The organism is Acinetobacter pittii ATCC 19004 = CIP 70.29 (genome assembly GCF_000369045.1).
In the GTDB taxonomy this organism is placed as follows: domain Bacteria; phylum Pseudomonadota; class Gammaproteobacteria; order Pseudomonadales; family Moraxellaceae; genus Acinetobacter; species Acinetobacter pittii.
On the sequence record NZ_KB849797.1, the window covers coordinates 493,703 to 520,121 of the forward strand.

The following is a 26,419-nucleotide window of genomic DNA, read 5'->3' on the forward strand; positions in this document are numbered from 1 at the left end:
AACAATCGTTATTAAATTAATTGACGTTCGATTTTTTATCAACTATTTTATTTTCATAATGATCGTTAGTTAATTAATAAATTGCCTTTCTTTACTCCAAATTTAGCCAAGTAAGGATTTCCTATGGACCAATCGTCTATCTCTAAAGCGCGACCCACGACCTCCACTCAAGGAAGCTGGTTTGCCATTTTGGCCGTTTCTATCGCAGCATTTGCCTTAGTTACAAGTGAATTTTTACCCGTTGGCGTTCTAAATAGTGTCGCAACAGATTTAAATATTTCAGTAGGTACAGCAGGCCTGATTATTACTGTACCCGGCATTATGGCAGCAATTGCAGCCCCTCTATTGCCTGTATCAGTGAAACAACTTGATCGGCGTTATGTGCTTATCTTGCTGACAGCTATTATGGTTATTGCCAATACCATTACCGCATTTGCTGAAAACTTCCATGTTCTATTGTTAAGCCGCTTAATTTTAGGTATTTCAATTGGTGGTTTCTGGGCGACCGCCATTGCTCTAAGTGGAAAATTAGCTCCCTCACACCTTCCTATTGCTAAAGCAACTGCGGTCGTGATGGCAGGTGTGACTTTTGCTACAGTTCTAGGTGTACCAATTGGAACTTGGTTAAGCGAGTTTTATGGCTGGCGTAGTGCTTTTGGAATTACTGCAGGCATTGGTTTAGTTGTTTTAATCTTACAATTAATCTTTTTACCTAAACTTGTACCAGATTCGGCAATTCACATGAAAGATTTGCCAGCACTATTACATACTCCTAAAGCACGTAGTGGCATGTTGATTGTTTTATTGATCGGACTCGCTCACTTTTGTGCCTATAGCTATTTAGCACCTTTCTTTAAAAATGTTGCTGGTTTTAATGGGACAACCATTAGTTCATTATTATTGCTCTATGGAATTGCTGGTATTTTCGGAAATGCTTTTGCCGGATATAGTGGCAATCTAAATGTCCGTTATACATTAGCTTTTGTGGGTACATGCTTTGCAATCGTATTCTTTGGATTTCCTCTTTTTGCCATTCATGAGTTTGGTGCTATTGTCTTAACCGCGTTATGGGGATTTGCATTTGGTGCCTTCCCTACCTCAGCGAATATTTGGATGTTTGTACATGCGCCAAATGCAGTTGAAAAAGGTATGCCGCTTTTTGTAGGTATGTTTCAGGTGATGATTGCGACAGGTTCATTATTAGGTGGATATGTAGTTGATCATTTCAATGAAAATACTTTAATTTATGGTGTATTAAGCTTCGTTGCCCTAGCATTACTGAGTACATTTACCTTAGCGAAAGGTCTTAATAACCCTAAAGCTACTTGTGAAAATTAAAATATGAGTCAGAGCATATAGATGAACAATGAGGACCAGCAATTTTCATTATTACACAGTATAGAAGTTCATGAATTTCTATACCAAAAAGAAGATATTGTTCGTCCTCATGCATCTCTTTGGGGAGATTTTAATTTCAGTTTAAATGGCATATTAGAAATGGAGATTGAAGAACAGCTATATCTTTCTCCACCTAGCTATGGTCTTTGGATTCCCCCTCAAACTGTTCATCAGTCCACCCATATCGACCATGAAATTCATTATATCTGTATTCGACTGCACCCTCGCCTATGCTCTATTTTAGGAAATAGCTGTCGATGCTTTAGTATTCAGCCTTTTTTTCGCACTTTAGTTCTACAAATTCTCGAACAGCAAAAACAAACTGGAAAACCTGAATATTTAGAACATCTTTTACAAGTTTTATTCGATCAACTTAAACAAGCCCCTGCATATTCACATTATTTACCGCAAACACGGCATCCTGTTTTAGTGCCTATTTTAGAAAAACTTTCAGATCCATTACTTTTTAATCACTCTTTACAGCAGTTGCTTCAGAACTTTTCGGTCAGTGATCGTCACTTATTACGTTTGAGTCAACAAGAGCTTCAACTTTCGTTGTCCGAATGGAGAAATCGGGCCAAAATTGTTTATGCCATTCATCAGATTCGTCAAGGGACGCCTATCAAGCGTTTAGCATATGATTTAGGTTATCAACATAGCTCAAGTTTTATTGAATTTTTTAAACGTTACACTGGGCAAACACCGATCCAAATCAGAAATAACTAGAATTCAGCTTATCTTTAAAAACTTTTTCTTTTTTGAACACGAATATTATTGCACTACCCCTCAATAGCAGTTAAAACAAATGCGTTACTTGATATCAATTACAATCTTTAGGAAAGACTCATGACACAATCTGTATATCACATTCCAGTAAAAGCAATTTCAGGCGAAACGGTTGATCTTGAACAATATAAAGGTAAAGTTCTACTTATCGTAAATACTGCTTCTAAATGTGGTTTAACTCCACAATACGAAGGCTTAGAAAAACTTTACCAAGCAAAAAAAGACCAAGGTCTTGAAATTTTAGGTTTCCCAGCAAACAACTTTAAAGAGCAAGAACCAGGTTCTGATGAAGAAATTCAACAGTTCTGTTCATTAAATTATGATGTTCATTTCCCTTTATTTTCTAAGGTTTCTGTAGTCGGCGAAGATAAGCATCCACTTTACCAAGCTTTGACAGCAGCTCAGCCGGAACGCACTGGTGAAGGTCCTTTCCGTGAGCGTTTAGAAGGCTTAGGTATTGCAACCAATCCTGCTCCAGAAGTTTTATGGAACTTCGAAAAGTTTTTAATTAATAAAAATGGTGAAGTCGTGGCTCGCTTTGCTCCGAACCTAACAGCAGACGATGAACAAATCGTTAAAGCAGTTGAAGCAGAGTTAGCAAAATAATATTTTAAAATGTGAGAAAGGGCGTTTTATACGCTCTTTTTTATGTTCGCCTCAAAGTGTTGTTCGTTTGCAAAAATACAATCTTTCTTCATATTTTATGCCTATAGTATCTATTTGCTTTATTTGATGTTGTTTGTAGTTATGAAAAAAGTTTTACAGGGCGCATTTCTTCCTTTTGTAATTTTTGCCTCAGGCATGCTTTTACTTGGGTGCGATCAGGCACAAGACCATGCTACCGAACAAGAAAAGACTGAAATAACTGAACAGGCAACAGACCAAAACATTGAACAACAAGCGGCAGAAATTGCACCCAACAAAGCCGAACTTAAAAGCGGCAATATTTTTTATATGGTCCGCGACGCTGCTAATTTACAGCTTAAAGCTGGTGACTATGTTGAACAGCTTAAAGATACCCAGCTTGATGTTGAACAAGCCATCCAAGATAAGAATCAGAATGAACTAAAAACTACTGTCACTACGTTAAAACAGCAACTAGAAGGTTTAAATCAAGCACTTTTGACTTTAGATATCAAAAGTCAGGAAATTGAGAATATTCGCCAAAGTTTATTACATGCCAACCAACAAGCTCTTAGCATGCCATTACTCAATGGGAAATTAGATCAAATCAATTTTGACCAAATTGAAAAACAGCTTAATACCATTCAAATGGATATGGTGAAGCTTGCTGCCATGATTATGGCAGGAGATGAAAAGTCAGATTCAAAAACTGAATCTTAAAAAAACAACTTATAAAAAAAGCCACCTTACGGTGGCTTTTTCAATCTTAAACCGGCAATTATAGTGCGCGGTTTTTGATTTTACGGATAGTTTCAAGCTGTGCAGCTGTTTCTGCCAAAGCAGCCAACGCAGCAGCTGAGTCCAAATCACTCTTTTGGTTTGCAAGCAATTGTTCAGCATTTTTACGTGCTTCTAAAATTGCCGCTTCATCCAAGTTGTCAGCACGGATTGCAGTATCTGCAAGAACCGTTACAACATGAGGTTGAACTTCTAAAACACCGCCAGATACATAGACGATTTCTTCTGTACCATTTTCCAACTGAACACGAATCGGGCCCGGTTGAAGCAAGGTTACAAGTGGAGCATGTCCTGGCAAAATACCAAGCTCACCACCAGCACCTTTCGCGATTAACATCGTTACTGCGCCAGAGTAAATAGACTCTTTAACACTTACGACATCACATTGCATAGTCGCCATGAGATGATCTCCTTAAATTAGAGTTTCTCAGCTTTAGCAATCACTTCGTCAATACCACCAACCATATAGAACGCTTGTTCTGGGATGTGATCGTATTCACCAGCTAATAGACCTTTAAAGCCACGAATCGTTTCTTTAAGCGGTACTAATTTACCAGGAGCACCAGTAAACACTTCAGCTACGTGGAATGGTTGAGAGAAGAAACGTTGGATTTTACGCGCACGGTAAACAACCAATTTATCTTCTTCTGCTAATTCATCCATACCCAAGATTGCGATGATGTCTTTAAGCTCTTTATAACGTTGCAATACGTTTTGTACTGCACGCGCAATTTCATAGTGCTCTTGACCAACAACTAATGGGTCTAACTGACGTGAAGTTGAGTCAAGTGGATCGATCGCTGGATAGATACCAGAAGATGCGATGTCACGGCTCAATACTACTGTTGCATCTAAGTGAGCAAATGTAGTTGCAGGAGATGGATCTGTTAAGTCATCGGCAGGTACATATACCGCTTGGATCGATGTGATCGAACCAGATTTAGTAGATGTAATACGCTCTTGAAGAACACCCATTTCTTCTGCAAGTGTAGGTTGGTAACCTACCGCAGATGGCATACGACCTAACAATGCTGATACTTCAGTACCCGCAAGTGTATAACGGTAGATGTTGTCGACGAATAATAATACGTCACGACCTTTACCATTTTCGTCTTTTTGATCACGGAAGTATTCAGCCATAGTCAAACCAGTTAACGCTACGCGTAAACGGTTACCTGGTGGCTCGTTCATCTGACCGTAGACCATTGCTACTTTGTCAAGAACGTTAGAATCTTTCATTTCGTGATAGAAGTCGTTACCTTCACGAGTACGCTCACCAACACCAGCAAACACAGATAAACCTGAGTGAGCTTTCGCGATGTTGTTGATCAACTCCATCATGTTAACGGTTTTACCAACACCAGCACCACCGAATAGACCAACTTTACCACCTTTTGCGAACGGGCAAAGTAAGTCAATTACTTTAATACCAGTTTCTAAAAGATCAGTAGAAGCTGCTTGTTCAGCATAAGAAGGGGCTTGACGGTGAATCGGCAAACGCTCTTCAGTCGCTACAGGACCTGCTTCATCAATTGGGCGGCCCAAAACGTCCATGATACGACCAAGCGTAGCTGGACCTACTGGAACAGAAATCGGTGCATTTGTGCTAGTTACATTAAGGCCACGTTTAAGACCTTCTGTAGAACCCATTGCGATGGTACGAACAACACCATCGCCAAGCTGTTGCTGAACTTCTAATGTAGTTTCAGTACCGTCAACTTGGAGAGCGTCATAGATCTTAGGAACGCTATTGCGCTCAAACTCGACGTCGATAACCGCGCCGATGATCTGAATGATACGACCGCTACTCATTGCTGTCTCCTCAATTCAAACTTAATAATGTTAAACGGCAGCGGCACCGCCAACGATCTCGGAAATTTCCTGAGTAATCGCGGCTTGACGCAGCTTGTTGTAAATGAGTTGTAGGTCTTTAATCAATTGTCCTGCGTTGTCTGTCGCTGCTTTCATCGCGACCATACGAGCTGACTGCTCACATGCAACGTTTTCAATCACACCTTGATAAACCATAGACTCGATATAGCGAACCAACAAACCATTTAACAATTCTTCTGCTTCTGGTTCGTAGATATAGTCCCAACCATAAGTACGGTTGAGATCATCGCCTTCTTCTGCTGGTGCTAAAGGAACAAGTTGTTCTACTTTAGGCTGCTGAGTCATTGCATTAACGAAGCCATTTGATACGAGATAGATACGATCTAATTCGCCTTTATCAAATGCATCAAGCATAACTTGGACTGAGCCAGTTAACTGTTCCAAACTCGGCGCATCGCCAAGTTGGGTAGTTGCACCGAGCACTTTACCGCCGTAATTCTTAAAAAACGAAACCGCTTTTTGACCAATTAAAGCAAATTCAACTTCAATTGACTGCTGTTGTTGTGCTTTGACATGCTGCACAACTTTCTTGAACAAGTTAATGTTCAAGCCACCTGCCAAACCACGATCTGAAGACACTACGATATAGCCAACACGCTTAACTGGGCGGTCAACCATATAACGGTGTTTGTATTCAGGGTTTGCTTGTACCAAGTGAGCAATTACACGGCGCATATTATCGGCATACGGACGGCCCTGAGCCATGCGCTCTTGCGCACGACGCATTTTAGAAGCAGCTACCATTTGCATCGCGCGAGTAATCTTTTGCGTGCTCTTGATACTAGCTACTTTGGCGCGAATTTCTTTTAAATTTGCCATACGCTTAACCTAGTATTCGAAAGCTCTTTCGAGCTTCCGAAGGTTGATCCGTGAACCAAACTTAACTAAAACTAAACTTAGTAAGTTTGAGTCGCTTTAAAGCTTTCAATACCTGCTTTGATTGCTGCTTCGATGTCTTTGTTGTAATCACCAGTTTCATCGATTTGTTTCATCAACGGAGCATATTCTGAGCGGAAGTAAGAAATTAACGCAGCATCAAAGTCTACGATTTTCTTAACTTCTACGTCAGCCATGTAGCCTTCGTTAGATGCATAAACAGAAACAGCTTGGTCAGCAATTGAGTAAGGAGCATATTGTTTTTGCTTCATTAACTCAGTTACACGTTGACCATGTTCAAGTTGCTTACGAGTTGCTTCATCAAGGTCAGAAGCGAACTGAGCAAACGCAGCCAATTCACGGTATTGTGCTAAAGCAGTACGGATACCACCAGACAATTTTTTGATGATCTTGGTTTGAGCAGAACCACCAACACGAGATACAGAGATACCCGCGTTCACAGCAGGACGAATACCTGCGTTGAATAATGATGTTTCTAAGAAGATCTGACCGTCAGTAATCGAAATTACGTTCGTTGGTACGAATGCAGATACGTCACCTGCTTGAGTTTCAATAATTGGCAATGCAGTTAAAGAACCAGTTTGACCAGTTACTGCACCATTAGTGAATTTCTCAACGTAGTCAGCAGATACACGAGAAGCACGTTCAAGAAGACGTGAGTGAAGATAGAATACGTCACCTGGATACGCTTCACGACCTGGTGGACGACGTAAAAGTAATGAAATTTGACGGTAAGCAACAGCTTGCTTAGACAAATCATCATAAATAATAAGAGCGTCTTCACCGCGGTCACGGAAGTACTCACCCATTGTACAGCCAGAGTACGGAGCTAAGTACTGCATTGCAGCAGGATCAGCAGCCGCAGCAGCGACAACAGTTGTATACGCCATAGCGCCAGTTTCTTCTAGCTTACGTACAACGTTTGCAATTGTTGATTGTTTTTGACCAATCGCAACGTATACACATTTAATGCCAGAGTTTTTCTGAGCGATAATCGCATCGATCGCCATCGCTGTTTTACCAGTTTGACGGTCACCGATGATCAACTCACGTTGGCCACGACCAACAGGAATCATTGTATCAACTGATTTATAACCAGTTTGAACAGGCTCATCTACAGATTGACGCCAAATTACGCCTGGTGCTACTTTTTCAACAGCATCAGTTAATTTCGCATCAATTGGGCCTTTACCATCAATTGGGTTACCCAAAGCGTCGACAACACGGCCAAGAAGTTCAGGACCAACTGGAACTTCTAATACACGACCTGTACAACGAGCTTTTTGACCTTCTTGAAGGCTTAGGTAGTTACCTAAAACAACGGCACCCACTGAATCCTGTTCTAGGTTCAGTGCCATACCAAATAAGCCGCCGTCGAATTCGATCATTTCACCGTACATTGCATCAGCAAGACCGTGAATGCGCACGATACCGTCGGATACCATAACAATGGTACCTTCGTTTTTAGCGGTCGCGCTGGTGTCCAGATCTCCGATACGCTGTTTAATGAGCGCACTGATCTCGGATGGATTCAGTTGTTGCATTGCGCTATTCCTCAATCTTTTATTAGTTCAGTCTTCATCATTTGCATTATGCAAGAAGACGAGTACGCATTTTTTCAAGCTTGTTAAGCGCAGAATCATCTATCACTTGATCGCCTGCACGAATTACAACACCTGCAATAAGCTCAGGTTTAACTTCAACTGAAACAGTTACTGTGCTGTTAAAACGCTTTTCTAAAGCAGATTTCAACAGTTGCTCTTGTTCAGCAGTTAACGGGAAAGCCGATTCAATCACGACATCCACATTGTTGTTATTCTGTGATTTAAGCTGTTCATATTCTGCTTCAATTTCAGGTAACAGCATTAAACGATCGTTATCTGCAAGAAGTGTCAAAAAGTTAGACACTGCTTGAGATTGATCTTCACCTAAAACTTTAGCAAAAAGCTTCACTTGCTCCGCAGGAGTAAGTTCAGGGCGATTTAAATAAGCGGAAAATGCTTCGTCTTGCACCGCAGCACTGAGCACTTGTAACGCATTCGACCAATTGTCTGTTGCACCTTGCTCAGAAGCATAAGCAAATGCTGCTTTGGCATACGGACGTGCCAACGTCAAGAGTTCAGCCATAATTCGCCTCGCTTAAAGTTTAGCAGCCAGCTGAGACAGCATGGCGTTATGAGCTTCTGCATCAACTTGCTGGTTCAGGATTTTTTCTGCACCAGTTACTGCCAAAGCAGCTACTTGTTGACGTAATTCTTCGCGAGCAGAATTGATTTCTTGATCAACAGCTTCTTTAGCCTGTTGACGAATACGCTCACCTTCAGCCGCAGCTTGAGTACGAGCTTCTTCGATCAATTGCGCTGCACGACGGTTCGCTTGTTCGATCAATTGAGCCGCTTGTGCTTTAGCTGCATCAAGTTCTTGCTTAACTTGCGCTTGTGCATCGGCAAGGTCAGCTTTCGCTTTTTCTGCTGCATTTAAGCCATCAGCGATTTTACGCTGACGCTCACTAATCGCATTGATTAGTGGTGGCCAAACAAACTTCATGCAGAATGCAACAAAGAATGCAAACGCAATCGCTTGACCAATCAATGTGAGGTTGATATTCATTGCAATTCCTCAAATAGTGGATTTAGGAATTAAGATGATTAACCTACAAATGGATTAGCGAAGATGAAGAACAAGCCAATACCAACACCGATCATAGGCACAGCATCAAGAAGACCCGCGATTAAGAACATACGAGTTTGAAGTTGTGGAGCCAATTCTGGTTGACGAGCAACAGCTTCTAAAAAGCGACCACCCAAAAGACCAAAACCAATCGCAGTACCCAAAGCACCGAAAGCGATCAAGATAGCAGATGCAATTGCAACTAGACCTAAAGTGAGTTCCATGAAAAATTCCTCAGAGGTTAGGTTATTACCAAATTAAATTAAAAAAATTCAGCCCAACCATCATTTGATAGTTAGGCAATACCATTAATGTTTTTCGCTTGCCATGCTCAAGTAAACGATGGTAAGCATCATAAAGATGAATGCCTGCAACGTGATTACAAGAATGTGGAAGATCGCCCAAGGCACAGACAACGCCCATTGAATCCAGAACGGCAATAAAGCAATTAGGATAAAGATCAACTCACCGGCATACATGTTACCGAATAGTCGGAGAGCTAATGAAATCGGACGAGCAAGGAATGTTACCAATTCCAAAATCAAGTTCACTGGAATAAGCAACGCTTTTGCAACTGGATTACTTGGGTTAAATGGGTTAAGTGCCAACTCGCCAACGAAACCACCAACACCCTTTTCGCGGATGCTGTAGAACAAGATAAGTACAAATACAGATAAAGACATACCTAAAGTAATGTTTGGATCTGTAGATGGAACGATCTTGAAGTAAACGTGGTGAGGGTCCATACCAAATACGTTTGCACCTACAAACGCTGCAACTTGAGGAATCCAGTCAACTGGGATCAAGTCCATTAAGTTCATGAGGAAAATCCACACGAAAATAGTGAGTGCAAGCGGAGCGATTAAACGTGATTTGCCATGAAAAGTATCACGGACACTTGAGTCAACAAACTCAATGATCATTTCGATTGCTGACTGGAATTTAGTTGGAACACCTGCATTTGCAGCTTTCGCAACGATCCAGAACATCAAACAGAAAATCACACCAAGGCCAATTGACCAACCCATTGAATCCAAGTGAATTGCAGTGAACCCCATCGAATGAGCTTCTTCAGCAGTCTCAGCCAATTTCCATGTACCATCTGGCATTTTGCCATAGGTCATATTGGTCAAGTGATGCTTGATATACTCTGTCGAAGTGAGGGCATGTTCTTCAGCAGCCATAAATCACACCTGGTCAATGTCAATTACTAAAAAGAAGGGAAACGAACATCGGCGTACTGTCGATATCTCGCCACCCTCCAAAAAATCTTCAATTCTTCTTGTTTCTACACCCGTTTTTGTAGACGTGACACCCAAAATGGAGCAACCCACGACATTGCCTGAACGAGAATAAAACCAAACAGCAATGCTAACGGTGATAAAGGTTTAACATTGCTCAAAATCAAAATAAATCCAACGATCATGATTGCAAATTTGCCTAACATGCCCCTATACATGTTAGACAGCACTTGTTTCGATGCTCGTGCACCTGCTGTTCTGAAGGATTGCCACGAAAAATAACCCGTAGCAAGCCAGCAGACCAACGCACCAAGTGCCGCACTTAATGCTGCTGTCATGTCTTTTATGCTCCACGCCACAAGTGCGGAAACAGGGATCATACATGCTTGTAAGAAGACCAAAGCTTTTGCTAATCGTCGGTCAATCAAGCGACTAGTTTGGCTCATTATTTATCCACTCACAGCATAAATGCTTGACAAGTTTAGCTGATGATCGCTTTTAATCGCAGGCATTATAGAGTTACACCCCTGAACATGCAATCTTTTCCCGACTTTAGTCGGGGTTTTTCATGACAGGTGGTGCTGACGCTACAGTCAGCCTTTGTTTACTTTTTATCTTACTTTTGCGTACTTAATACACATTTATCAGTTTTTATTGCCAGTTTCTTCCATGCAGTGACGAAATCATCCTCATTATTCATGCTCTCGTCTACTGGTTGAAAAGTAATGTTACCTAATTTTTGATATTGACTCTTAGTGGTAAAACTCTCTGCCAACAAACACATCTGATTTTTTGGTCGACTATCATTAAGATACTTAATTTGAGCTGCTGTTGGTGCAACGTGAGGATCATCTGTTAAAGCACCAGCGAACTTTAAGTTTAGTGAGCGTTCTAAATATTGATAGGCATCATGATATGCCCAATACGGTTTGCCATTACTTGAACTATCGTAAGCTTGTGCTGCCTGGAACATTTTACGAGCGAACACATTGGCGTTATTCCAATACTTTGCCTTATTTTCAGGGTGTTGCTGAGAGCGCAAAGCAGCAATAAAGAAACCAATTCGAACTGCATTGTTGGGCTCTAACCACACATGTGTATCTACCGTATTAGGTAAAGCTGCACCGCGTGTACTTCGCTGGGGTAAAACAGAAACAATGCCACTATCTAATAGTGCAATCGCCTTCTTATTATTACCTAATAATTTATTTAAGGGCGCTTCATGCGCTTTACCTAACCAAATCACCAAAGACGCATCATTAATTGCTTTACGATGCGCTGGGGTTAATTGTACGTCATGCCCAGTTTGTCCCTTTAATAAGAGTTGTGGTTCTTCAACCCCTTGAGTGACTTCTTTTGCAATCAGATAAATCGGGTGTGTAGAAACCACCAAACCCTGACTCCACCCTAACGCACTCAAAAGTGAGAACATACTGAAAACAAAAAAACGGAACATGACAGACCATCAATTTAAATTAGCTCGAAGCATGTTATAATATAACAAAGTTACAAAAATACCTAAGATTAATCGAATGAAGCATCGCTTCATGCTAATATTCCGTTAAAAATTCGAGGTTATCCTTATGAGTTCCTGCTCGCATGAACATCATGATTCTTTGCATGGTGTGCATGATCACCATAATGTCGCAAGCCGTTTAGCTGAAGCAGAAAGTTTATGTTCTGCGACTGGCGCACGTCTTACACCTTTGCGCAAAGAAGTTCTGGAACTCATTTTAAATGCATCAGGTCCAATGGGTGCCTATGACTTATTGGCACGTATAAAAAGTCAAACCGATCGCCCTGCTGCGCCTCCAACTGTATATAGAACTTTAGATTTCTTATTAGAAAAAGGCCTCATTCACCGCCTAACTTCTATTAATGCGTATATTCCTTGCTGCCACCCGCGTGAAGGCCATCAAGCAGCATTCCTGATTTGTACCGAATGTCATATGGTTAAAGAAGCTTCTTCTCAAGGCCTCACACACCAGCTTGACCAGCTTGCAGCTTCAGATGACTTCGTGGCTCAACACAGCATTATTGAAATTTCGGGGAAATGCCAACAGTGCCGCACAACTCCTTAAATCCTGTATTAATTCAGCTTGAGCAGGTTTCTGTTCATCGCGATGATCGGGATATATTAAAGAAAGTTGATTTTGCCCTACATCAAAATGAAATTGTGTCTTTAATTGGACCCAATGGTGCAGGCAAATCAACACTGATTAAAGTTCTACTCGGTATTCTTCAGCCAAGTAGCGGGCGTGTTATTAATCATAAAAAACTTAAAATGGCTTATGTGCCACAAAAGTTTAATCCTTCACACAGCCTTCCTTTACGTGTTCAGGACCTTCTTGATTTAGAAAAATGCAGCCCTGCCCTGCGTCAGGAAATTATTCAAGACACAGGTATTTCAAAGTTACAACAATCAAAAGTACAACAACTTTCCGGTGGAGAGCGCCAACGAGTACTGTTGGCTCGCGCTCTACTTCGTCAGCCAGATATTTTAGTCCTTGATGAACCCATGCAAGGTCTAGATATTCAGTCAGAAGCGGAACTTTATGATTATGTTCGCAGCCTGCCAGAACGATATGGGTGTGCGATCTTAATTGTTTCTCATGACTTACAATGGGTGATGCAAGGAACACACCGTGTAGTGTGTTTAAATAAACATATTTGCTGTAGTGGACTACCCGAAAATATCCAACAACACCCTGAATATCAGGCAATATTTGGAACTCAAAGGGTTTTCTATCAACATCATCATGACCATTGTGCTCACGGTGATGCTGCACACCCCTGCCCTCATAATGACCGTCCTCACATTCACCCAGAACCGGAAGCTTAAGCCATGATGGAATGGTTACAATTATTGTTACCCGCATGGATTATGGGAACTCTGCTAGTATTTTTAACCGCACCCCTGGGTTGTTTAATGCTTTGGAGACGCATGTCTTTTTTTGCTGACACGATGGCGCACGGAACACTACTTGGGGTAGCTATTGCGGGAGCTTTAAGTCTTCCATTATGGCTTGGTGTTGCAGGTACGGCGGTTTTATTGGTAGGCGTTTTATGGGCCTTACATGACAACCGTTTACCCAATGATGCTCTGCTAGCCTTATGTTCAGCGACATTACTCTGTAGCGGTTTACTATTTATTCAACATGTTCCAAGTTTAAGGCCAGAGCTTTTAAGTTATTTGTTTGGCGATTTACTTAGTATTGATTGGCCAGATCTTCCTGTTTTCACTTTAATTATTGCGATATCACTCGTAATTCTTTACCGTTTTTGGCAGCCACAAATACAGTTTGCAATTGATCCAGATATCGCAATTAGTGAAGGGGTGAATGCAAACTGGCAACGCCTTATTTTTATGCTGTTATTAGCTTTATTTACAGTTTTAGCTTTGCGTGCTGTAGGTTCTTTGCTAATGGGTGCATTACTAGTAATACCAGCTTTAAGCGCTCGTCTATTGGCAAACTCACCAAAGCAAATGGTTATTTGGGCATTCGTGTTAGCCCAGCTTGGTGTTAGTGTCGGCTTATGGTCAAGTGCAGCACTTAATATCTCTACAGGTCTTAGTATTGTTTTATGTATGGCATTAAGTTTTGCCGTTATTTTTATAACTCAAAAACTAAAAAATCAGACACAGGCGTCCTAAACTAGGCCGCCTGATGCACTGTGCTCAATAATAAAGCCGCACAGCTAAACATCACAGCAAAGCCCCGATTTAAATATTTTTGCTGTCTAGGGGATCGAAGTAATCTTAAAACCTTGGATGCCAGCCCCGTATATCCAGCCATTACAATCAAATCGATCGTAATCATAGTGGCCGCCATAATTAGGTACTGTATCCATTGAGGCTTACTTAAATCTAAGAACTGCGGTAAAACCGCCAATAAAAATACGATCGCTTTAGGATTGCTAATATTAACCACAAAACCATTTAATAGCAGAGCTAAAGCAGACTTATCTCTTTTTTCTTGTTGAATTTCTATATCTTTTACAGGTGCTGTCCACTGCAAATAGGCCAAATACAATAAATAAGCTACGCCAAACCACTTAACGGCCTGAAAAGCTAAAGGAGTTGTGGCAAATAAGACCCCAACACCTGCTGCCACCACCATAATTTGAAGCACCAAGGCAACTTGCAAACCGATTGCATTCCAATAACCATGTCTAAATCCATAGTTTAGACCACTCGACATTGAGGCAATAGCTCCCGCACCCGGAGAGATACTAATGACCCAACAGGCCAACATATAGGCAAACCAAACTTGCAAAGACATAGTAAAAATAGACAATAAAAGTGGAATTATACTGTTTTATAAAACTATCTTGATGAGAATTCAAACAATAAAATCAAGAAATAGACTACTAACCGCTCTTCGCATCAGGCACAATAATTAAAGCTCATACTAAATTATAATTGAGGAGATACCTTCCAATGACTGCTCAATCTGTCATTTTGCCGTTGCCATCAGATCATGCCCGATTTATTGTTCTTCGTTTAAAAGACTTATCAATTGATGAATTAAAAGAACAACTCGAAGCGTTGTTTGAAACACGCGACCGTCTCATTACTCAGCATTCAGACGCGCAAATTAAAACAGCAGTCGCTTTTGGTCGAGAACTTTGGAAGCGACTTTACAGTCAATCTCCTGCTGGCTTTAAACAACTTGAACCAGAAAACGGCGCATTCAACATGCCAGCTGTTCCCGCTGATGTCCTCATCCATATTGCTAGTATGCGTTCTGATATTTGTTTTGCATTAAGCCAAGCATTTTTTGAAGGTATTAAAGATAAAGTTGAAGTTCTGGATGAGCGTGTTTGCTTCCGTTATTTCGATGGTCGCGATATTACTGGCTTTATAGATGGTACTGAAAACCCTCAATTTCCAGATGACCGCGCGGAAACAGCCCTACTCCCAGAAAGTGCTGGAGTATTTGCAGATGGTAGTTTCATATTTGCACAGCGCTATGCACACGACTTAGAAAAATGGAAAAAACTAAAAGTTGATGCTCAAGAAAATGTCATGGGTCGTACTAAGCTTGAGTCAATTGAACTTGATGATGACGTTAAACCAGAAAATGCCCATGTTGCCCGTACTGTCGTTGAAGATGACGAAGGCGAAGAAATGGAAATCTTGCGTCATAGTCTGCCTTATGGCGACGGCCGAGGCGATCAAGGCTTATTCTTCATTGCTTATACTAAAGACCTGAGCATTATTGATGCCATGTTAAAGCGTATGTTTGGTACAAGTGGAGATGGTATCCATGACCGCTTATTGCATTTCGTGACACCACTAGACGGCGCATATTACTTTGCACCAAGTGAAGAATTACTAGAAGAAGTTTTAGAAGACTAAAATAAAAAAGAGGAGCTTAAGCTCCTCTTTTTACGTTCTTAATCTTAGAAAGGAATACGCTTATATTTACGGTATTCTGGCTTCCAGAATGATTGATCTATTTTTTGCTGTAGCAAATCATCACTAATCGTTACTGCCACGCCATCTGCCATTGCAGCTTTGGCAACTTCAAATGCAATCACTTTAGAGACTTGCTGAATTTCACCCAAAGGTGGCAATAAATCAGCTTGCGGATCTTTTAGTAATGGCGAGCAATTCGCTAAAGCACTACTTGAAGCCATTAACATATTTTCAGTAACGCGTTTAGCACCCGATGCCACCACACCCAGCCCAATGCCCGGGAAAATGTACGAGTTATTACACTGAGAAATATTATAAAGCTTGCCGTGATGATTCACAGGAGCAAACGGGCTACCTGTTGCAATTAACGCTCTACCTTCAGTCCACTCTACAATATCTGCTGGCACAGCCTCAACACGTGAAGTTGGGTTAGACAATGGCATGACAATTGGGCGTTCACAATTCGCCGCCATGGTCTTAATGATTTCTTCTGTGAACAAGCCTGGCTGACCAGAAACGCCAATTAACACTGTAGGCTTCGCATTTTTAACAACATCAAGTAGTGAAATCACTTCTTCAATATTGCCCCACTGATCAACCACCTCAGCTTTTTGTGCTAACTTACGTTGGAAGTCGAGCAAGTTTGGCTGATTCTCAGTGATCAAACCAAAACGGTCTACCATATAAACGCGAGCACGCGCTTCAGAATCAGTCAGACCTTCAGCAACCATTTGAGCAATAATTTGTTCCGCAATACCGCATCCCGCAGAACCCGCGCCTAAGAAAGCAATTGTTTGATCTTTTAATTGCTTGCCTGCTGCACGACTTGCAGCAATCAAACTACCTACAGATACCGCTGCTGTTCCTTGAATATCATCGTTAAAACAACAAATTTTATCTCGATACTTTTCTAAAAGCGGCATCGCATTTTTTTGTGCGAAATCTTCAAACTGAATTAACGCTTTTGGCCAACGACGCTTCACAGCCTCAATCACCATATCGACAAATGCGTAATATTCATCGCCACTAATACGTGGCTGACGCCAACCCATATAGATCGGATCATTTAACAATTGTGGATTATTCGTCCCTACATCAATTGTGATTGGTAATGTATAAGCTGGACTAATCCCACCACAAGCGGTGTAAAGTGAAAGTTTTCCAATAGGAATCCCCATTCCGCCAATACCTTGGTCACCAAGACCTAGGATACGTTCACCATCAGTAATCACGATGACTTTTACATTATTTTTATTTACGTTCTGCAAAATATCATCAATCACATCACGATCTGGATATGAAATAAAAACACCACGATGACGACGATAGATATCAGAGAAACGCTGACATGCCTCACCCACTGTTGGGGTATAAATAATCGGCATCATTTCTTCAAGATGATTTTCGATTAAATGATAGAACAAGGTTTCGTTGGTATCTTGGATATTACGCAAATAGATATGTCGATTGATATCATCAGTAAAAGCGCAATATTGTTGATAAGAGCGCTGGCTCTGCTCTTCAATAGTTTCAATAATATGGGGGAGTAAACCGTGTAAGTTAAAGTTACTTCTTTCTTCTTCAGTGAAAGCCGAACCTTTATTTAAGAGTGGTAACTCTAAAAGTGTAAAACCTGCATATGGAATATAAAGGGGATGTTTACTTGGGTGTCCTGATATCATTGCCTATCTCATTTTCCAGCTTAGAGTAGAGAAAAACACGTTTTGTATGGTCTCTAAAACTCTTTGTGCGTATAAGCTTAAGCCTAATTCGATCAAAATAGATATTTTAAACCGTGATGTTAAAATTAAACACTATTTAGTTACAACATGTTTAAAAATAATTAATAGAAATCAGTATTTTAATATTTTTATAATTTTAAAAACCTCTTTTATTTTCTCAATTTTAAAAGCCATAATTATATGAGTTAGTGGCAACAGGTATTTTCTCAGGAAATAATATTAAATTAAACACTTAATTTACTCATCAAAACTACCCAAAAGGCTTGTAATTCTTTATTTTCAGAATAGTAAGGCGATTCATCAACCAACATTCATTTAAAAAATAATCATCAGTAATTTGCATAAAGAATTATTGGAATATCAAATCCCCTCCCCTAAGTCATCGGAAATTTGCTATATTTGACGTTTTTCTGCGACATCTATTTTCGATTGATATGAATACGGCAATACAAGCAGCTCTCGACCATGCAGTGCAAACTCTTCAACAAGAAGGGGTGCTTCCTTCCGACTGGAAAAACACAAGCAATTTAACACGCACCAAAGACCGAAGCCATGGCGACTTTGCTTCTAATATTGCCATGATCGGCTCGAAAGCTGCTGGTATGAAACCACGTGATTTAGCTGAGAAAGTTCTCGCTGCATTACCAGAAGTGGCAGATATCAGTAAAGCTGAAATCGCAGGACCCGGATTTATTAACTTCTTTTTAAATGCAGACCAGCGCTTTGCTATTCTTGATCAAATTCAAGCACAAAAAGAAATTTTTGGTCGTAGCCAAGCAAATGCAGCGAAAAAGTTTCAAGTCGAATTTGTTTCTGCAAACCCAACGTCTAGCCTACACGTAGGTCATGGTCGTGGTGCGGCATACGGTATGACAGTTGCTAATTTACTTGAAGCAACAGGTGCTAAAGTTGACCGCGAATACTACGTGAATGATGCTGGCCGTCAAATGGATATTTTGGCGACTTCTACTTATTTACGTTATTTGGAACTACTTGGACAAAACCTTGTATTCCCTAAAAATGCATATCAAGGCGATTACGTTAAAGAAATCGCACAAGGCATTATTGATAAAGATGGCGACGCTTACGTTCGTGAAGTTGCGAATGTTTATAAAGATGTACCAGAAGATGTGCAATATGCTGAAGAGCTAGATAGCGAAGGTAACAAAGTCGTTTTATCTGGCGATAAAGAAAAGCATATTGATGGACTTATTGCCAACTCACAACAATTATTAGGTGAAGGCTACCGTGTATTCCACCAAGCTGCTCTTCACGCCATTTTAGATGATATTAAAGATGACCTTGCTGACTTTGGTGTAACGTTCAACCAATGGTTTAGTGAAGCATCTCTTAGTGCAAAAATTGATGAAGCTTTAGAAACACTTGATCAACGTGGCTTCCTTTATCAAAAAGATGGCAACATCTGGTTCAAGTCGACTGAATTTGGTGATGAAAAAGACCGTGTTGTTAAGCGTCGTAATGGCCAAACGACTTACTTTGCATCTGACATTGCATACCACTTAAATAAACTACAACGTGGTTATACTGACCTAATCGATATTTGGGGTTCTGACCACCATGGCTATATTTCTCGCGTAAAAGCGGCGATTGATGCAATGGGTTACGACTCTAAGAAATTGACTGTTCTTTTAGTTCAGTTTGTAAGTTTATGGCGTGGCGGCGAGATGGTTCAAATGTCTTCTCGTTCAGGTCAATTCGTGACTTTACGTGACTTACGTAAAGAAGTGGGCAATGACGCAGCTCGTTTCTACTACGTAATGCGTAAGAGTGAACAACACATCGACTTTGACCTTGACCTTGCTGTTTCACAAAGTAAAGACAATGCTGTGTACTATATTCAATATGCACACGCACGTATTTGTCGTATGTTAGAAAAAGCAGTAAGCACAGATTTACAATTCGATGTAAACGCTGCTCGTCCACATGCAGCTCGCTTGTCTCTTGATGCAGAAACTGAGATTCTTGCTAAACTGGCAGCATACCCAGACGCGGTATTACGTGCTGCAAATGCATATGAACCTCATCAGGTTGGTAACTACTTAAAAGAGTTAGCCGCCCTGTTCCACGGTTGGTACAATGAACATAAAGTATTAAGCGATGATGCAGAGCTTACACAAGCCCGTTTATTGCTTTCAATCAATGTACAACAAGTGCTTCGTAATGGTTTAGAATTACTTGGTGTATCTGCACCAGAATCTATGTAATAAATATATTGCATGACAGCAAATTAAAGGTCATGCAATATATAGTCAGCAGTGGTTTGTATAGTTAAAATATCAATACAAACCACTGTTTTTAGCATCGTAAGACGAGACTCAAACTCGAATTAAAAAACAATCAAAATACAGAGGAATAATCCACGTGTTTGGCAAAACGCAACGCGGTGTATCTGAAAGACCTAATAAGCCTAAAAAGCCTCTAATTCCCAAATGGTTAGGGACACTTGTCGCTATTTTGGCGGTCTTATGTATCGCTGTAATGCTTATGCTTTGGAAACCTTGGCAACCTGTTCCTGCGAAAAATCAGATTACTTCTGAACATTATCAAGAAGAAGATACTAATAAAGACTATCGCTTCTACGACCTATTGCCTCAACAACAGGTTACCCCTATTCCTGAACAAGCGATCCCTGAAAGTAAAAATCAAGGCACTGCTATGATCGTTGAGGCACCAAGTACCACCGAACCAGCTGCCTCTGAAAGTGTAGGAATTGACCCGAATCAGTCAGCTACAACTCCTCAGCAACCTACATATATTTTACAAGTTCGTAGTTATAACGATCCTGATCAGGCTGATGCTCGTCGTGCAGAAATCATTTTAAATGGCTTATCTGCTGATGTAGTCAAAAGTACTGAAAACGGACAAACATGGTATCGCGTTATTTCTGGACCGTATGATACTCAAGACGCTGCATTGGCCGCTCAACAAACCTTACAACATAGCGGCATTGATTCTATCGTGATCAAACGCAAGTAAACGGCAAATAAAAAAGGAACAAATAATTGTTCCTTTTCTTTTAAATATCAGCACAATTCCTTTCATTAGAACCAATTCCCTTTTGTTTCGCTTTCTGAAATGCGGGTCTTTGCTGAATACGATGTAAAAAAGCCTGAATATTAGGGTATTTCCCTTGCAAACGTGATTGCAAAGCTTCCAGTGGGAAACTCATTTGAATATCAGCAAATGAAAAGTCACCTGCAAAATATTCATGCTCTGCCAAATAGTTTTCTAAAAAACTAATATGATCTTTCATGCGTGGGCGAACAAAATTTGCCTTCACCCCTTCTGTAATTTTTTTAGCTACTGGCTGAATTAACCATGGCACATGTTTGTTTACACCATTCATGACCAAAGTCATGACTAATAACGGCATAAGTGAACCTTCTGCATAGTGCATCCAGTAAATATACTGCTGTAAATCTTGTGGCTCTTTAGGTTTAAATTGTTGCTTCTGATCATAACGCTGCTGTAAATATTCTAAAATCACAGCAGATTCTGCGATAACTTGTTCATCATCAGTCAAAATTGGAGCTTTACCTAAAGGATGAATACATTTCAATGTTTCTGGAGCGGAATAGTTAGGTAGACGTTGATAATAATGAATATCATAATCTAAGCGCAACTCTTCTAAAGCCCATAGAATTCGAAACGATCGCGAACATTCCAGGTGGTGTACACTAATCATGTTATTGCCTGCTTTTATTTTTCTTTTTTACATAAAAAACAGCATGTGAACATGCTGTTTTATTCCATTTGTGGGATGGATATAAAATCATCCACCTCAACAAAATAGCATTTTTACGCTGTAACAAGCACAGTATGAATGTCTAAACTACGTAACAAAGTTTTAGTGACTGGGGTTTTACCGCATACCGCTAAGATTTTTTGTTGAAGCTCTTCGTTTGGCAAGTCTTTAAAAACAATACGACGTTCTATATGTTCTTCATGTTCTCTATTGGTATGAAAATCGATTTCAACCGAAAACTCACCAAAATCATAACCCTTATGCTTTGCGTACATTCTTAAAGTAATGAGCGTACACGCGGCTAAACTTCCAGTGAGCAAATCATATGGCGCTGGGCCTTGATCTTGCCCTTCTAGCTTCTCTGGCTCATCACAAAAATATTGGTGACGACCACTGGTGATTTCGCCCTTCCATTGTTCAGCAAGGGGCTTTGCTTTACTGCTTGCGATTACTGCTGTCATTTTGATGCTCTCATTTGATCTGGAAGAACAGGGGCTTCTAAACGTGCACCAACATAATCTGGGATTTCACCAAAACGTGCATCATGGTTAATCCATTGCTCACGGGCTTCTTTTAAATCATCCATTGTACGTGCAACAAAGTTCCACCATAGCAAAATTGGAGTCTCAAACGGTTCACCACCAACTAACAGCACACGGTTCCCTTTCTTTACTTCAATTTCGATCTCACTAAGACCAGTATCTAATACCACCATGTTGTCAGCCGTTAACTCATGGCCATTCACATGGGCAACACCATCTAATGCCATAAAACCATATTCAAACTCAGGATTTAATGGAATGCGGGTTTTAGTATCTTCGGTAGCAATGAGGTCAACACCCACTAACGGTGTATGTACCAAGACTGGGGAAGTCGTTGCCAAATATTCACCCACAAGCACGGTAAACTCTAGACCGTCTTTCTCAACAACAGGCAGTTCAGGATAATGTTCAAATTTCGGATCCATGTTGCGCTTAGCATCTGGTAAGGCAATCCAGAGCTGAGCAGCGTGCATTTGAGTTTCAGTATCAGGTGCAACTTCTGTATGTGAAATTCCGTGACCTGCCGTCATTAAATTAACTTGTTTAGGTCGAATCAGTTGTTTTGAGCCTAAGCTATCGGTATGCATCATGGTGCCTTCAATCATCCACGTGAAGGTTTGCAAACCAATATGAGGATGAGGACCAACATCTAAACCATCACCCGCCGGAAAAGTTACTGGGCCTGCATGATCTAAGAAACACCACGCACCAATCATTCGTTTTTGTCGGCTAGGTAAAGCCCGCTTAATGACTGTCCCCTGTCCAATTTCAGCAGAGCGAATTGGAAATTCCTGAATAAACTGATTGGCAAATTTTTCGCAATCCTTTGAATCAGAAATATCGTAATCATTATTATTGCTCATGATATTACTCTCTTTTACCTATGCTTTTGCAATGAGTCGTTGTAATGATCTTAACAATACACTCATTATTCAATATAGTCTTTTAGTAATACACAGGGTGCTATGAATGAGACAATCATTTGTTAATTACATAAAATTAAAGCTGCATTGAGCAGCTTAAGATGATTGAGTTTTAACGAGCTGTTTTAGGTTTTTCATAAATTGACCAAATTGTGGGAGAAACTCTTGAAATAGTGGGTGGTCACGGTTTTCAAGCATAACCTCACTAAAAAGTTTTAGTCCAACTCCAAAAGATTTTGTTGTTTCATCATCAAAAAAATCTGCTTTTTTTAAGCGTTCAACAATTTCAAAAATATCGTCATGATTTCCCGCATAGAATTCAAGGCGTTCAGTATAAGTAGAGGCCTCTCCTTTTGCATTTTTTAAGTGTTGTACCGTGACATGATATTGATGTTGTTTCATATATAAATTCTCTCTTAAAAATTAATAACTTTGAAGAATTTCAACTTGTTTAAGGTCGACTTATAGGCGCCCAATCGCAACAGCAGCCTGATCAATTTTTTCGGCAATTTGATAAATCTGCTCTTGCTGTAAACCTGCCGAGTTCAACTTCAAACGTAAGGCTGTTTTTAGGTTTTCCATTGCACGGTGAATTTCGATTAATTCATCATTACTGTGGATTTCTCGTCTTAAACGTAGTTTTTCTAATAACTCTTTCAACTTGTCTTGTTGTTCAGTTAAGTAAGCTTTCCCAAATTCCGTGATTTGATATTGCTTACGCTCTACATCCAGCAAATTAATCAACTTCATTTCTTCAAGACTGGTTAATGTTGGATAAATTGTTCCTGCGCTTGGCGTATAGCCATCGCCTACCAAATCACTTATTTCTTTAATGATTTCATAGCCATGCTTTGGGCTTTGCTGAATAAGGTGGAGTACCAAAAGTTTCATGCGTCCAGCTTCAAAAAGTCTTCCACGGCGTCCCGAACGATGATGTTCAGCATGATGCTGTTCTGATTGTTGTTTCATCTTTTAAGATCCAAAATGATCAATTTATAATTATTAAGATATATCTTAATATATCTTTGATCAAGTAAAAGTAATAAGAGTTGATCTATTGCTTTGATAGTTATCAAAATTAATTTTTAGCTTTAAAATCTAAGTAATAAAAAAGAGTGCTTAAGCACTCTTATAGAGCCACATGTTTAGCAAAGTCGGTAAATAAAGCCAGAATCAAAAAATTATTATGTGATCAGATTTCTTTTCTGCTCAAACTGCTCTTCAATTTTTGAACTCAAAAAATTGACAATAGGCTGCAAAGCATAATGCTCCTCTTGCCAATTTTGTTTGCCGATTTCCCCTCTATATTCCTGTATAAGTCGCTGCAATACGAATTTCTGCTCATCAGAAAGCTGAGACATAACCCATCGTGCAGCATTGTCTTTTGAAGCAATATCCTTCATCACTAAACTAAAATAGATCCGGCATAAAGCTAAAATCTGGTTTCTTTCATCTGCATCCTCATCCCAATGCGCTACAATTTCGGGATAAGTGTCAGACATTGCTTGCCATAGTTCTTGATCAGAAATTTCAGGTGCCCATTGGTTTAAAGCTGGCCCAAATAAAACTGTATGATGAGATCTCGCTTTTCTAAGCAATATACTAATATCTGGGTCTTTCTGTGAGCTCAATATTCCACCTTCTTTAAGCTCTTCACGCAGCCATTCACCAAATTGCATTTCATAACTTAAAGGATAAATTCCAGACTGAATCTCATCTTTTAATAAAATAGTAACTTCTAATGGCCTTTGTAATTCCCCAACAGGCTGTGAAATTTTTAGTAATTCTTGTGCAAGCTGCTCACGTAAAGCAGAAGTTAATGGTTGAGTGACCACGACCAGTACATCAAGATCACTTTCTGGCCCTAAACCACCGTCAACAGCTGAACCATAAAGATAAATTGCAAATAATGATTCCGCTAAAAGCTGCTGTAATTTTTCTTGTAGATATTCTAACTGAATTAAATCAGGCATCTCTCACCTCCTTTGGAAGAAACAGATATAAAAAAGGCAGGATTAAATCCTGCCTTTTCATTTAATTATTCCCACTCAATCGTTGCTGGTGGTTTAGATGACACGTCATATACAACACGTGATACATCTTTAATTTCATTCATAATACGCGTTGAGATTTTATCAACCAATTCGTATGGTAAATGTGCAAAACGAGCTGTCATAAAGTCAACCGTTTCAACTGCACGAAGCGCAATTACCCATGCATAACGACGGCCATCACCCACTACACCAACTGACTTAACAGGTTGGAACACAGCAAACGCTTGAGCAGTTTTATCATACCAACCACTGTCACGAAGCTCTTGCATGAAGATGTCATCAGCAAGACGAAGAATATCAGCATATTCTTTCTTCACCTCACCCAAAATACGAACACCTAAACCAGGGCCCGGGAATGGATGGCGGTAAATCATGCTATGTGGCAAGCCAAGTGTAGTACCTAATTTACGAACTTCGTCTTTGAATAAGTCGCGTAAAGGTTCTACCAATTCAAATGCTAAATCTTCTGGTAAGCCACCCACGTTATGGTGAGATTTAATAACGTGTGCTTTACCTTGTTTGCTTGCAGCAGATTCGATTACGTCTGGGTAAATCGTACCTTGTGCTAAGAATTTCACGCCATCAAGTTTACGCGCTTCTTCTGCAAAAACTTCAATAAACTCACGACCAATGATTTTACGTTTTTTCTCTGGATCAACTTCACCAGCCAATGCAGTTAAGAAGCGTTGTTCAGCATCTGCACGAATAACACGGATACCCATGTTTTCAGCAAACATTTGCATCACTTGGTCACCTTCGTTTAAACGAAGTAAACCGTTATCAACAAATACACATGTTAGCTGGTCGCCAATTGCTTTGTGTAAAAGCGCAGCAACGACAGATGAGTCAACACCACCTGAAAGGCCTAAAAGAACTTTTTCATTACCGATTTGTTCACGTAATTGTTCTACACGTAAATCGATGATGTGTTCAGGTGTCCAAAGGCCACCACATCCACAAATTTTATGAACGAAGTTTGCAAGTAACTCTTCACCTTTTGCCGTGTGCGTTACTTCTGGGTGGAATTGCACGCCATAGAAACGACGCGCTTCATCACTTACAGCAGCAACTGGACAGCTTGGTGTGCTTGCAGTAATGGTAAAGCCTTCTGGAATCTGGCTAACTTTGTCACCATGACTCATCCAAACATGAAGTTGGTTTTCACGGTCTTGTAAGTTACCAATCAGTTGATCGCGTTTGACGATATCAACTTCGGCATAACCAAACTCATGTACAGTACCCGGCTCAACTTTACCGCCTAACTGTTCAGACATGGTTTGCAAGCCATAGCAAATACCCAATACTGGAACGTCTAACTCAAACACTACTTGTGGTGCGCGAGGGCTGCCTTCTTCATGTACGCTCTCAGGTCCACCTGACAAAATAATGCCATTTGGCTTAAAAGCACGAATGTCTTCTTCAGACATATCAAAAGCATACATTTCAGAGTAAACACCAGCTTCACGTACACGACGTGCAATGAGCTGACTATATTGAGAGCCGAAATCCAGAATCAGGATACGATCTTCAGTAATTTGAGTATTGGTAGTCATGACAAACCACTAAATGGCAAAAGAATTAAGCGCGCCATTTTAACATTTTTCGCGCTTCGGCGCACCGCAAATCATCATATATCTTATTTTTTTCATATCAGAATCATTTC

The 26,419-nt window shown here is 40.3% G+C and carries 29 protein-coding genes; 10 read left to right on the top strand and 19 right to left on the bottom strand.

Going from position 1 to position 26,419, the window contains the following annotated elements:
* Positions 1-123 precede the first annotated feature (123 nt).
* From nepI to F928_RS20990, 4 genes are all read left to right on the top strand, one after another.
* Complete coding sequence (gene nepI / locus F928_RS20975; protein WP_002114107.1) at positions 124-1,338, top strand: MFS transporter; 1,215 nt, start codon at positions 124-126, stop codon at positions 1,336-1,338.
* Positions 1,339-1,359: 21 nt separating this feature from the next.
* Positions 1,360-2,124, top strand: coding sequence for an AraC family transcriptional regulator (gene yeaM, locus F928_RS20980; protein ID WP_002114047.1), 765 nt, complete (start codon positions 1,360-1,362; stop codon positions 2,122-2,124).
* A gap of 120 nt (positions 2,125-2,244) precedes the next feature.
* Entirely contained in the window at positions 2,245-2,790 is a 546-nt protein-coding gene (gene btuE, locus F928_RS20985; RefSeq protein ID WP_002114052.1) for a glutathione peroxidase, read from the top strand.
* Between the two features lie 141 nt (positions 2,791-2,931).
* Complete coding sequence (locus F928_RS20990) at positions 2,932-3,528, top strand: hypothetical protein (protein ID WP_002114089.1); 597 nt, start codon at positions 2,932-2,934, stop codon at positions 3,526-3,528.
* A 58-nt stretch (positions 3,529-3,586) separates the two neighbouring features.
* Here the strand turns inward: F928_RS20990 and atpC are convergent, their stop codons facing one another.
* The 10 genes from atpC to znuA all read right to left on the bottom strand — a co-directional run bounded on the left by atpC (position 3,587) and on the right by znuA (position 11,763).
* Positions 3,587-4,006 (bottom strand): F0F1 ATP synthase subunit epsilon, encoded by a 420-nt coding sequence (atpC, locus tag F928_RS20995; protein ID WP_002114076.1) that lies wholly within the window; start codon positions 4,004-4,006, stop codon positions 3,587-3,589.
* 17 nt (positions 4,007-4,023) lie between these two features.
* Positions 4,024-5,418 carry a F0F1 ATP synthase subunit beta gene (gene atpD / locus F928_RS21000; RefSeq protein ID WP_002114045.1) on the bottom strand — a complete coding sequence of 465 codons (1,395 nt, stop codon included), beginning with the start codon at positions 5,416-5,418 and terminating at the stop codon, positions 4,024-4,026.
* A 30-nt stretch (positions 5,419-5,448) separates the two neighbouring features.
* A complete protein-coding gene (gene atpG, locus F928_RS21005) occupies positions 5,449-6,318 on the bottom strand; it encodes a F0F1 ATP synthase subunit gamma (RefSeq protein WP_002114131.1) in 870 nt (289 codons plus the stop codon).
* A gap of 77 nt (positions 6,319-6,395) precedes the next feature.
* On the bottom strand, positions 6,396-7,940 hold the full coding sequence (atpA, locus tag F928_RS21010; RefSeq protein WP_002114049.1) for a F0F1 ATP synthase subunit alpha: 1,545 nt from the start codon (positions 7,938-7,940) through the stop codon (positions 6,396-6,398).
* Positions 7,941-7,986: 46 nt separating this feature from the next.
* Positions 7,987-8,523, bottom strand: coding sequence for a F0F1 ATP synthase subunit delta (gene atpH / locus F928_RS21015; RefSeq protein WP_002114070.1), 537 nt, complete (start codon positions 8,521-8,523; stop codon positions 7,987-7,989).
* Positions 8,524-8,535: 12 nt separating this feature from the next.
* On the bottom strand, positions 8,536-9,006 hold the full coding sequence (atpF, locus tag F928_RS21020; RefSeq protein WP_001024691.1) for a F0F1 ATP synthase subunit B: 471 nt from the start codon (positions 9,004-9,006) through the stop codon (positions 8,536-8,538).
* A gap of 38 nt (positions 9,007-9,044) precedes the next feature.
* Positions 9,045-9,290, bottom strand: a complete 246-nt coding sequence (gene atpE, locus F928_RS21025; RefSeq protein WP_000424060.1) for a F0F1 ATP synthase subunit C — start codon at positions 9,288-9,290, stop codon at positions 9,045-9,047.
* An 84-nt stretch (positions 9,291-9,374) separates the two neighbouring features.
* The gene (gene atpB, locus F928_RS21030; protein WP_002114072.1) at positions 9,375-10,250 is read right to left on the bottom strand and encodes a F0F1 ATP synthase subunit A; all 876 of its coding nucleotides are present in this window, start codon (positions 10,248-10,250) and stop codon (positions 9,375-9,377) included.
* A 104-nt stretch (positions 10,251-10,354) separates the two neighbouring features.
* Entirely contained in the window at positions 10,355-10,753 is a 399-nt protein-coding gene (gene atpI / locus F928_RS21035; protein ID WP_005072004.1) for an ATP synthase subunit I, read from the bottom strand.
* A gap of 170 nt (positions 10,754-10,923) precedes the next feature.
* Positions 10,924-11,763: a metal ABC transporter solute-binding protein, Zn/Mn family gene (znuA, locus tag F928_RS21040; RefSeq protein ID WP_005079534.1), complete on the bottom strand. Its 840-nt coding sequence runs from the start codon at positions 11,761-11,763 to the stop codon at positions 10,924-10,926.
* Between the two features lie 127 nt (positions 11,764-11,890).
* On the opposite strand from znuA, the gene zur reads away from it, so the two are divergent.
* From zur to znuB, 3 genes are read left to right on the top strand one after another with little or no spacing between them, the layout of a single operon-like run.
* Positions 11,891-12,388, top strand: coding sequence for a transcriptional repressor (zur, locus tag F928_RS21045; protein ID WP_002114130.1), 498 nt, complete (start codon positions 11,891-11,893; stop codon positions 12,386-12,388).
* Positions 12,361-13,149 (top strand): zinc ABC transporter ATP-binding protein ZnuC, encoded by a 789-nt coding sequence (gene znuC / locus F928_RS21050; RefSeq protein WP_014208124.1) that lies wholly within the window; start codon positions 12,361-12,363, stop codon positions 13,147-13,149. Before zur ends, znuC begins: the two co-directional genes overlap by 28 nt.
* 3 nt (positions 13,150-13,152) lie before the next feature.
* Positions 13,153-13,962 (top strand): zinc ABC transporter permease subunit ZnuB, encoded by an 810-nt coding sequence (gene znuB / locus F928_RS21055; protein WP_005079538.1) that lies wholly within the window; start codon positions 13,153-13,155, stop codon positions 13,960-13,962.
* Position 13,963: 1 nt separating this feature from the next.
* On the opposite strand, the gene rhtB is transcribed toward znuB, so the two are convergent.
* Positions 13,964-14,590 carry a LysE family transporter gene (rhtB, locus tag F928_RS21060; RefSeq protein ID WP_002114069.1) on the bottom strand — a complete coding sequence of 209 codons (627 nt, stop codon included), beginning with the start codon at positions 14,588-14,590 and terminating at the stop codon, positions 13,964-13,966.
* 158 nt (positions 14,591-14,748) lie between these two features.
* Between rhtB and F928_RS21065 the strand changes: the two genes are divergently transcribed.
* The gene (locus F928_RS21065) at positions 14,749-15,669 is read left to right on the top strand and encodes a Dyp-type peroxidase (RefSeq protein ID WP_005079541.1); all 921 of its coding nucleotides are present in this window, start codon (positions 14,749-14,751) and stop codon (positions 15,667-15,669) included.
* A 44-nt stretch (positions 15,670-15,713) separates the two neighbouring features.
* Here F928_RS21065 and sfcA read toward each other — a convergent pair whose 3' ends face one another.
* Positions 15,714-17,411 carry an NAD-dependent malic enzyme gene (gene sfcA / locus F928_RS21070; RefSeq protein WP_005079543.1) on the bottom strand — a complete coding sequence of 566 codons (1,698 nt, stop codon included), beginning with the start codon at positions 17,409-17,411 and terminating at the stop codon, positions 15,714-15,716.
* A gap of 494 nt (positions 17,412-17,905) precedes the next feature.
* On the opposite strand from sfcA, the gene argS reads away from it, so the two are divergent.
* Both argS and F928_RS21080 read left to right on the top strand, forming a co-directional pair.
* Positions 17,906-19,696 (top strand): arginine--tRNA ligase, encoded by a 1,791-nt coding sequence (argS, locus tag F928_RS21075; protein WP_005071988.1) that lies wholly within the window; start codon positions 17,906-17,908, stop codon positions 19,694-19,696.
* Between the two features lie 157 nt (positions 19,697-19,853).
* Positions 19,854-20,468: an SPOR domain-containing protein gene (locus F928_RS21080; protein ID WP_005071985.1), complete on the top strand. Its 615-nt coding sequence runs from the start codon at positions 19,854-19,856 to the stop codon at positions 20,466-20,468.
* A gap of 40 nt (positions 20,469-20,508) precedes the next feature.
* Here F928_RS21080 and F928_RS21085 read toward each other — a convergent pair whose 3' ends face one another.
* The 7 genes from F928_RS21085 to guaA form a co-directional block, all read right to left on the bottom strand.
* Positions 20,509-21,177, bottom strand: a complete 669-nt coding sequence (locus F928_RS21085; protein ID WP_005071984.1) for a glutathione S-transferase — start codon at positions 21,175-21,177, stop codon at positions 20,509-20,511.
* Positions 21,178-21,290: 113 nt separating this feature from the next.
* The gene (locus F928_RS21090) at positions 21,291-21,698 is read right to left on the bottom strand and encodes an OsmC family protein (protein ID WP_002114081.1); all 408 of its coding nucleotides are present in this window, start codon (positions 21,696-21,698) and stop codon (positions 21,291-21,293) included.
* Positions 21,695-22,642: a pirin family protein gene (locus tag F928_RS21095; protein WP_005071982.1), complete on the bottom strand. Its 948-nt coding sequence runs from the start codon at positions 22,640-22,642 to the stop codon at positions 21,695-21,697. The genes F928_RS21090 and F928_RS21095 overlap by 4 nt, the downstream gene beginning before the upstream one ends.
* Before the next feature lie 156 nt (positions 22,643-22,798).
* The gene (locus F928_RS21100) at positions 22,799-23,104 is read right to left on the bottom strand and encodes a DUF3861 domain-containing protein (RefSeq protein ID WP_002114086.1); all 306 of its coding nucleotides are present in this window, start codon (positions 23,102-23,104) and stop codon (positions 22,799-22,801) included.
* Between the two features lie 60 nt (positions 23,105-23,164).
* The gene (locus tag F928_RS21105) at positions 23,165-23,671 is read right to left on the bottom strand and encodes a PadR family transcriptional regulator (protein ID WP_005071980.1); all 507 of its coding nucleotides are present in this window, start codon (positions 23,669-23,671) and stop codon (positions 23,165-23,167) included.
* Between the two features lie 215 nt (positions 23,672-23,886).
* Positions 23,887-24,675, bottom strand: coding sequence for an aminoglycoside nucleotidyltransferase ANT(3'')-IIa (gene ant, locus F928_RS21110; protein WP_005071978.1), 789 nt, complete (start codon positions 24,673-24,675; stop codon positions 23,887-23,889).
* Positions 24,676-24,740: 65 nt separating this feature from the next.
* Complete coding sequence (guaA, locus tag F928_RS21115; RefSeq protein ID WP_005071977.1) at positions 24,741-26,309, bottom strand: glutamine-hydrolyzing GMP synthase; 1,569 nt, start codon at positions 26,307-26,309, stop codon at positions 24,741-24,743.
* Positions 26,310-26,419: the final 110 nt, after the last annotated feature.

Bases quoted from the DNA above. Each gene is read 5' to 3' on its own strand.
- atpC (WP_002114076.1), bottom strand. From the start codon at position 4,006: ATGGCGACTATGCAATGTGATGTCGTAAGTGTTAAAGAGTCTATTTAC.
- F928_RS21105 (WP_005071980.1), bottom strand. From the start codon at position 23,671: ATGAAACAACAATCAGAACAGCATCATGCTGAACATCATCGTTCGGGA.
- atpF (WP_001024691.1), bottom strand. From the start codon at position 9,006: ATGAATATCAACCTCACATTGATTGGTCAAGCGATTGCGTTTGCATTC.
- F928_RS20990 (WP_002114089.1), top strand. From the start codon at position 2,932: ATGAAAAAAGTTTTACAGGGCGCATTTCTTCCTTTTGTAATTTTTGCC.
- sfcA (WP_005079543.1), bottom strand. From the start codon at position 17,411: ATGATATCAGGACACCCAAGTAAACATCCCCTTTATATTCCATATGCA.
- znuA (WP_005079534.1), bottom strand. From the start codon at position 11,763: ATGTTCCGTTTTTTTGTTTTCAGTATGTTCTCACTTTTGAGTGCGTTA.
- atpD (WP_002114045.1), bottom strand. From the start codon at position 5,418: ATGAGTAGCGGTCGTATCATTCAGATCATCGGCGCGGTTATCGACGTC.
- F928_RS21090 (WP_002114081.1), bottom strand. From the start codon at position 21,698: ATGACAGCAGTAATCGCAAGCAGTAAAGCAAAGCCCCTTGCTGAACAA.
- rhtB (WP_002114069.1), bottom strand. From the start codon at position 14,590: ATGTCTTTGCAAGTTTGGTTTGCCTATATGTTGGCCTGTTGGGTCATT.
- btuE (WP_002114052.1), top strand. From the start codon at position 2,245: ATGACACAATCTGTATATCACATTCCAGTAAAAGCAATTTCAGGCGAA.
- ant (WP_005071978.1), bottom strand. From the start codon at position 24,675: ATGCCTGATTTAATTCAGTTAGAATATCTACAAGAAAAATTACAGCAG.
- atpG (WP_002114131.1), bottom strand. From the start codon at position 6,318: ATGGCAAATTTAAAAGAAATTCGCGCCAAAGTAGCTAGTATCAAGAGC.
- atpH (WP_002114070.1), bottom strand. From the start codon at position 8,523: ATGGCTGAACTCTTGACGTTGGCACGTCCGTATGCCAAAGCAGCATTT.
- znuB (WP_005079538.1), top strand. From the start codon at position 13,153: ATGATGGAATGGTTACAATTATTGTTACCCGCATGGATTATGGGAACT.
- zur (WP_002114130.1), top strand. From the start codon at position 11,891: ATGAGTTCCTGCTCGCATGAACATCATGATTCTTTGCATGGTGTGCAT.
- F928_RS21065 (WP_005079541.1), top strand. From the start codon at position 14,749: ATGACTGCTCAATCTGTCATTTTGCCGTTGCCATCAGATCATGCCCGA.
- guaA (WP_005071977.1), bottom strand. From the start codon at position 26,309: ATGACTACCAATACTCAAATTACTGAAGATCGTATCCTGATTCTGGAT.
- atpI (WP_005072004.1), bottom strand. From the start codon at position 10,753: ATGAGCCAAACTAGTCGCTTGATTGACCGACGATTAGCAAAAGCTTTG.
- argS (WP_005071988.1), top strand. From the start codon at position 17,906: ATGAATACGGCAATACAAGCAGCTCTCGACCATGCAGTGCAAACTCTT.
- F928_RS21100 (WP_002114086.1), bottom strand. From the start codon at position 23,104: ATGAAACAACATCAATATCATGTCACGGTACAACACTTAAAAAATGCA.
- F928_RS21085 (WP_005071984.1), bottom strand. From the start codon at position 21,177: ATGATTAGTGTACACCACCTGGAATGTTCGCGATCGTTTCGAATTCTA.
- atpE (WP_000424060.1), bottom strand. From the start codon at position 9,290: ATGGAACTCACTTTAGGTCTAGTTGCAATTGCATCTGCTATCTTGATC.
- znuC (WP_014208124.1), top strand. From the start codon at position 12,361: ATGCCAACAGTGCCGCACAACTCCTTAAATCCTGTATTAATTCAGCTT.
- nepI (WP_002114107.1), top strand. From the start codon at position 124: ATGGACCAATCGTCTATCTCTAAAGCGCGACCCACGACCTCCACTCAA.
- atpA (WP_002114049.1), bottom strand. From the start codon at position 7,940: ATGCAACAACTGAATCCATCCGAGATCAGTGCGCTCATTAAACAGCGT.
- atpB (WP_002114072.1), bottom strand. From the start codon at position 10,250: ATGGCTGCTGAAGAACATGCCCTCACTTCGACAGAGTATATCAAGCAT.
- F928_RS21095 (WP_005071982.1), bottom strand. From the start codon at position 22,642: ATGAGCAATAATAATGATTACGATATTTCTGATTCAAAGGATTGCGAA.
- yeaM (WP_002114047.1), top strand. From the start codon at position 1,360: ATGAACAATGAGGACCAGCAATTTTCATTATTACACAGTATAGAAGTT.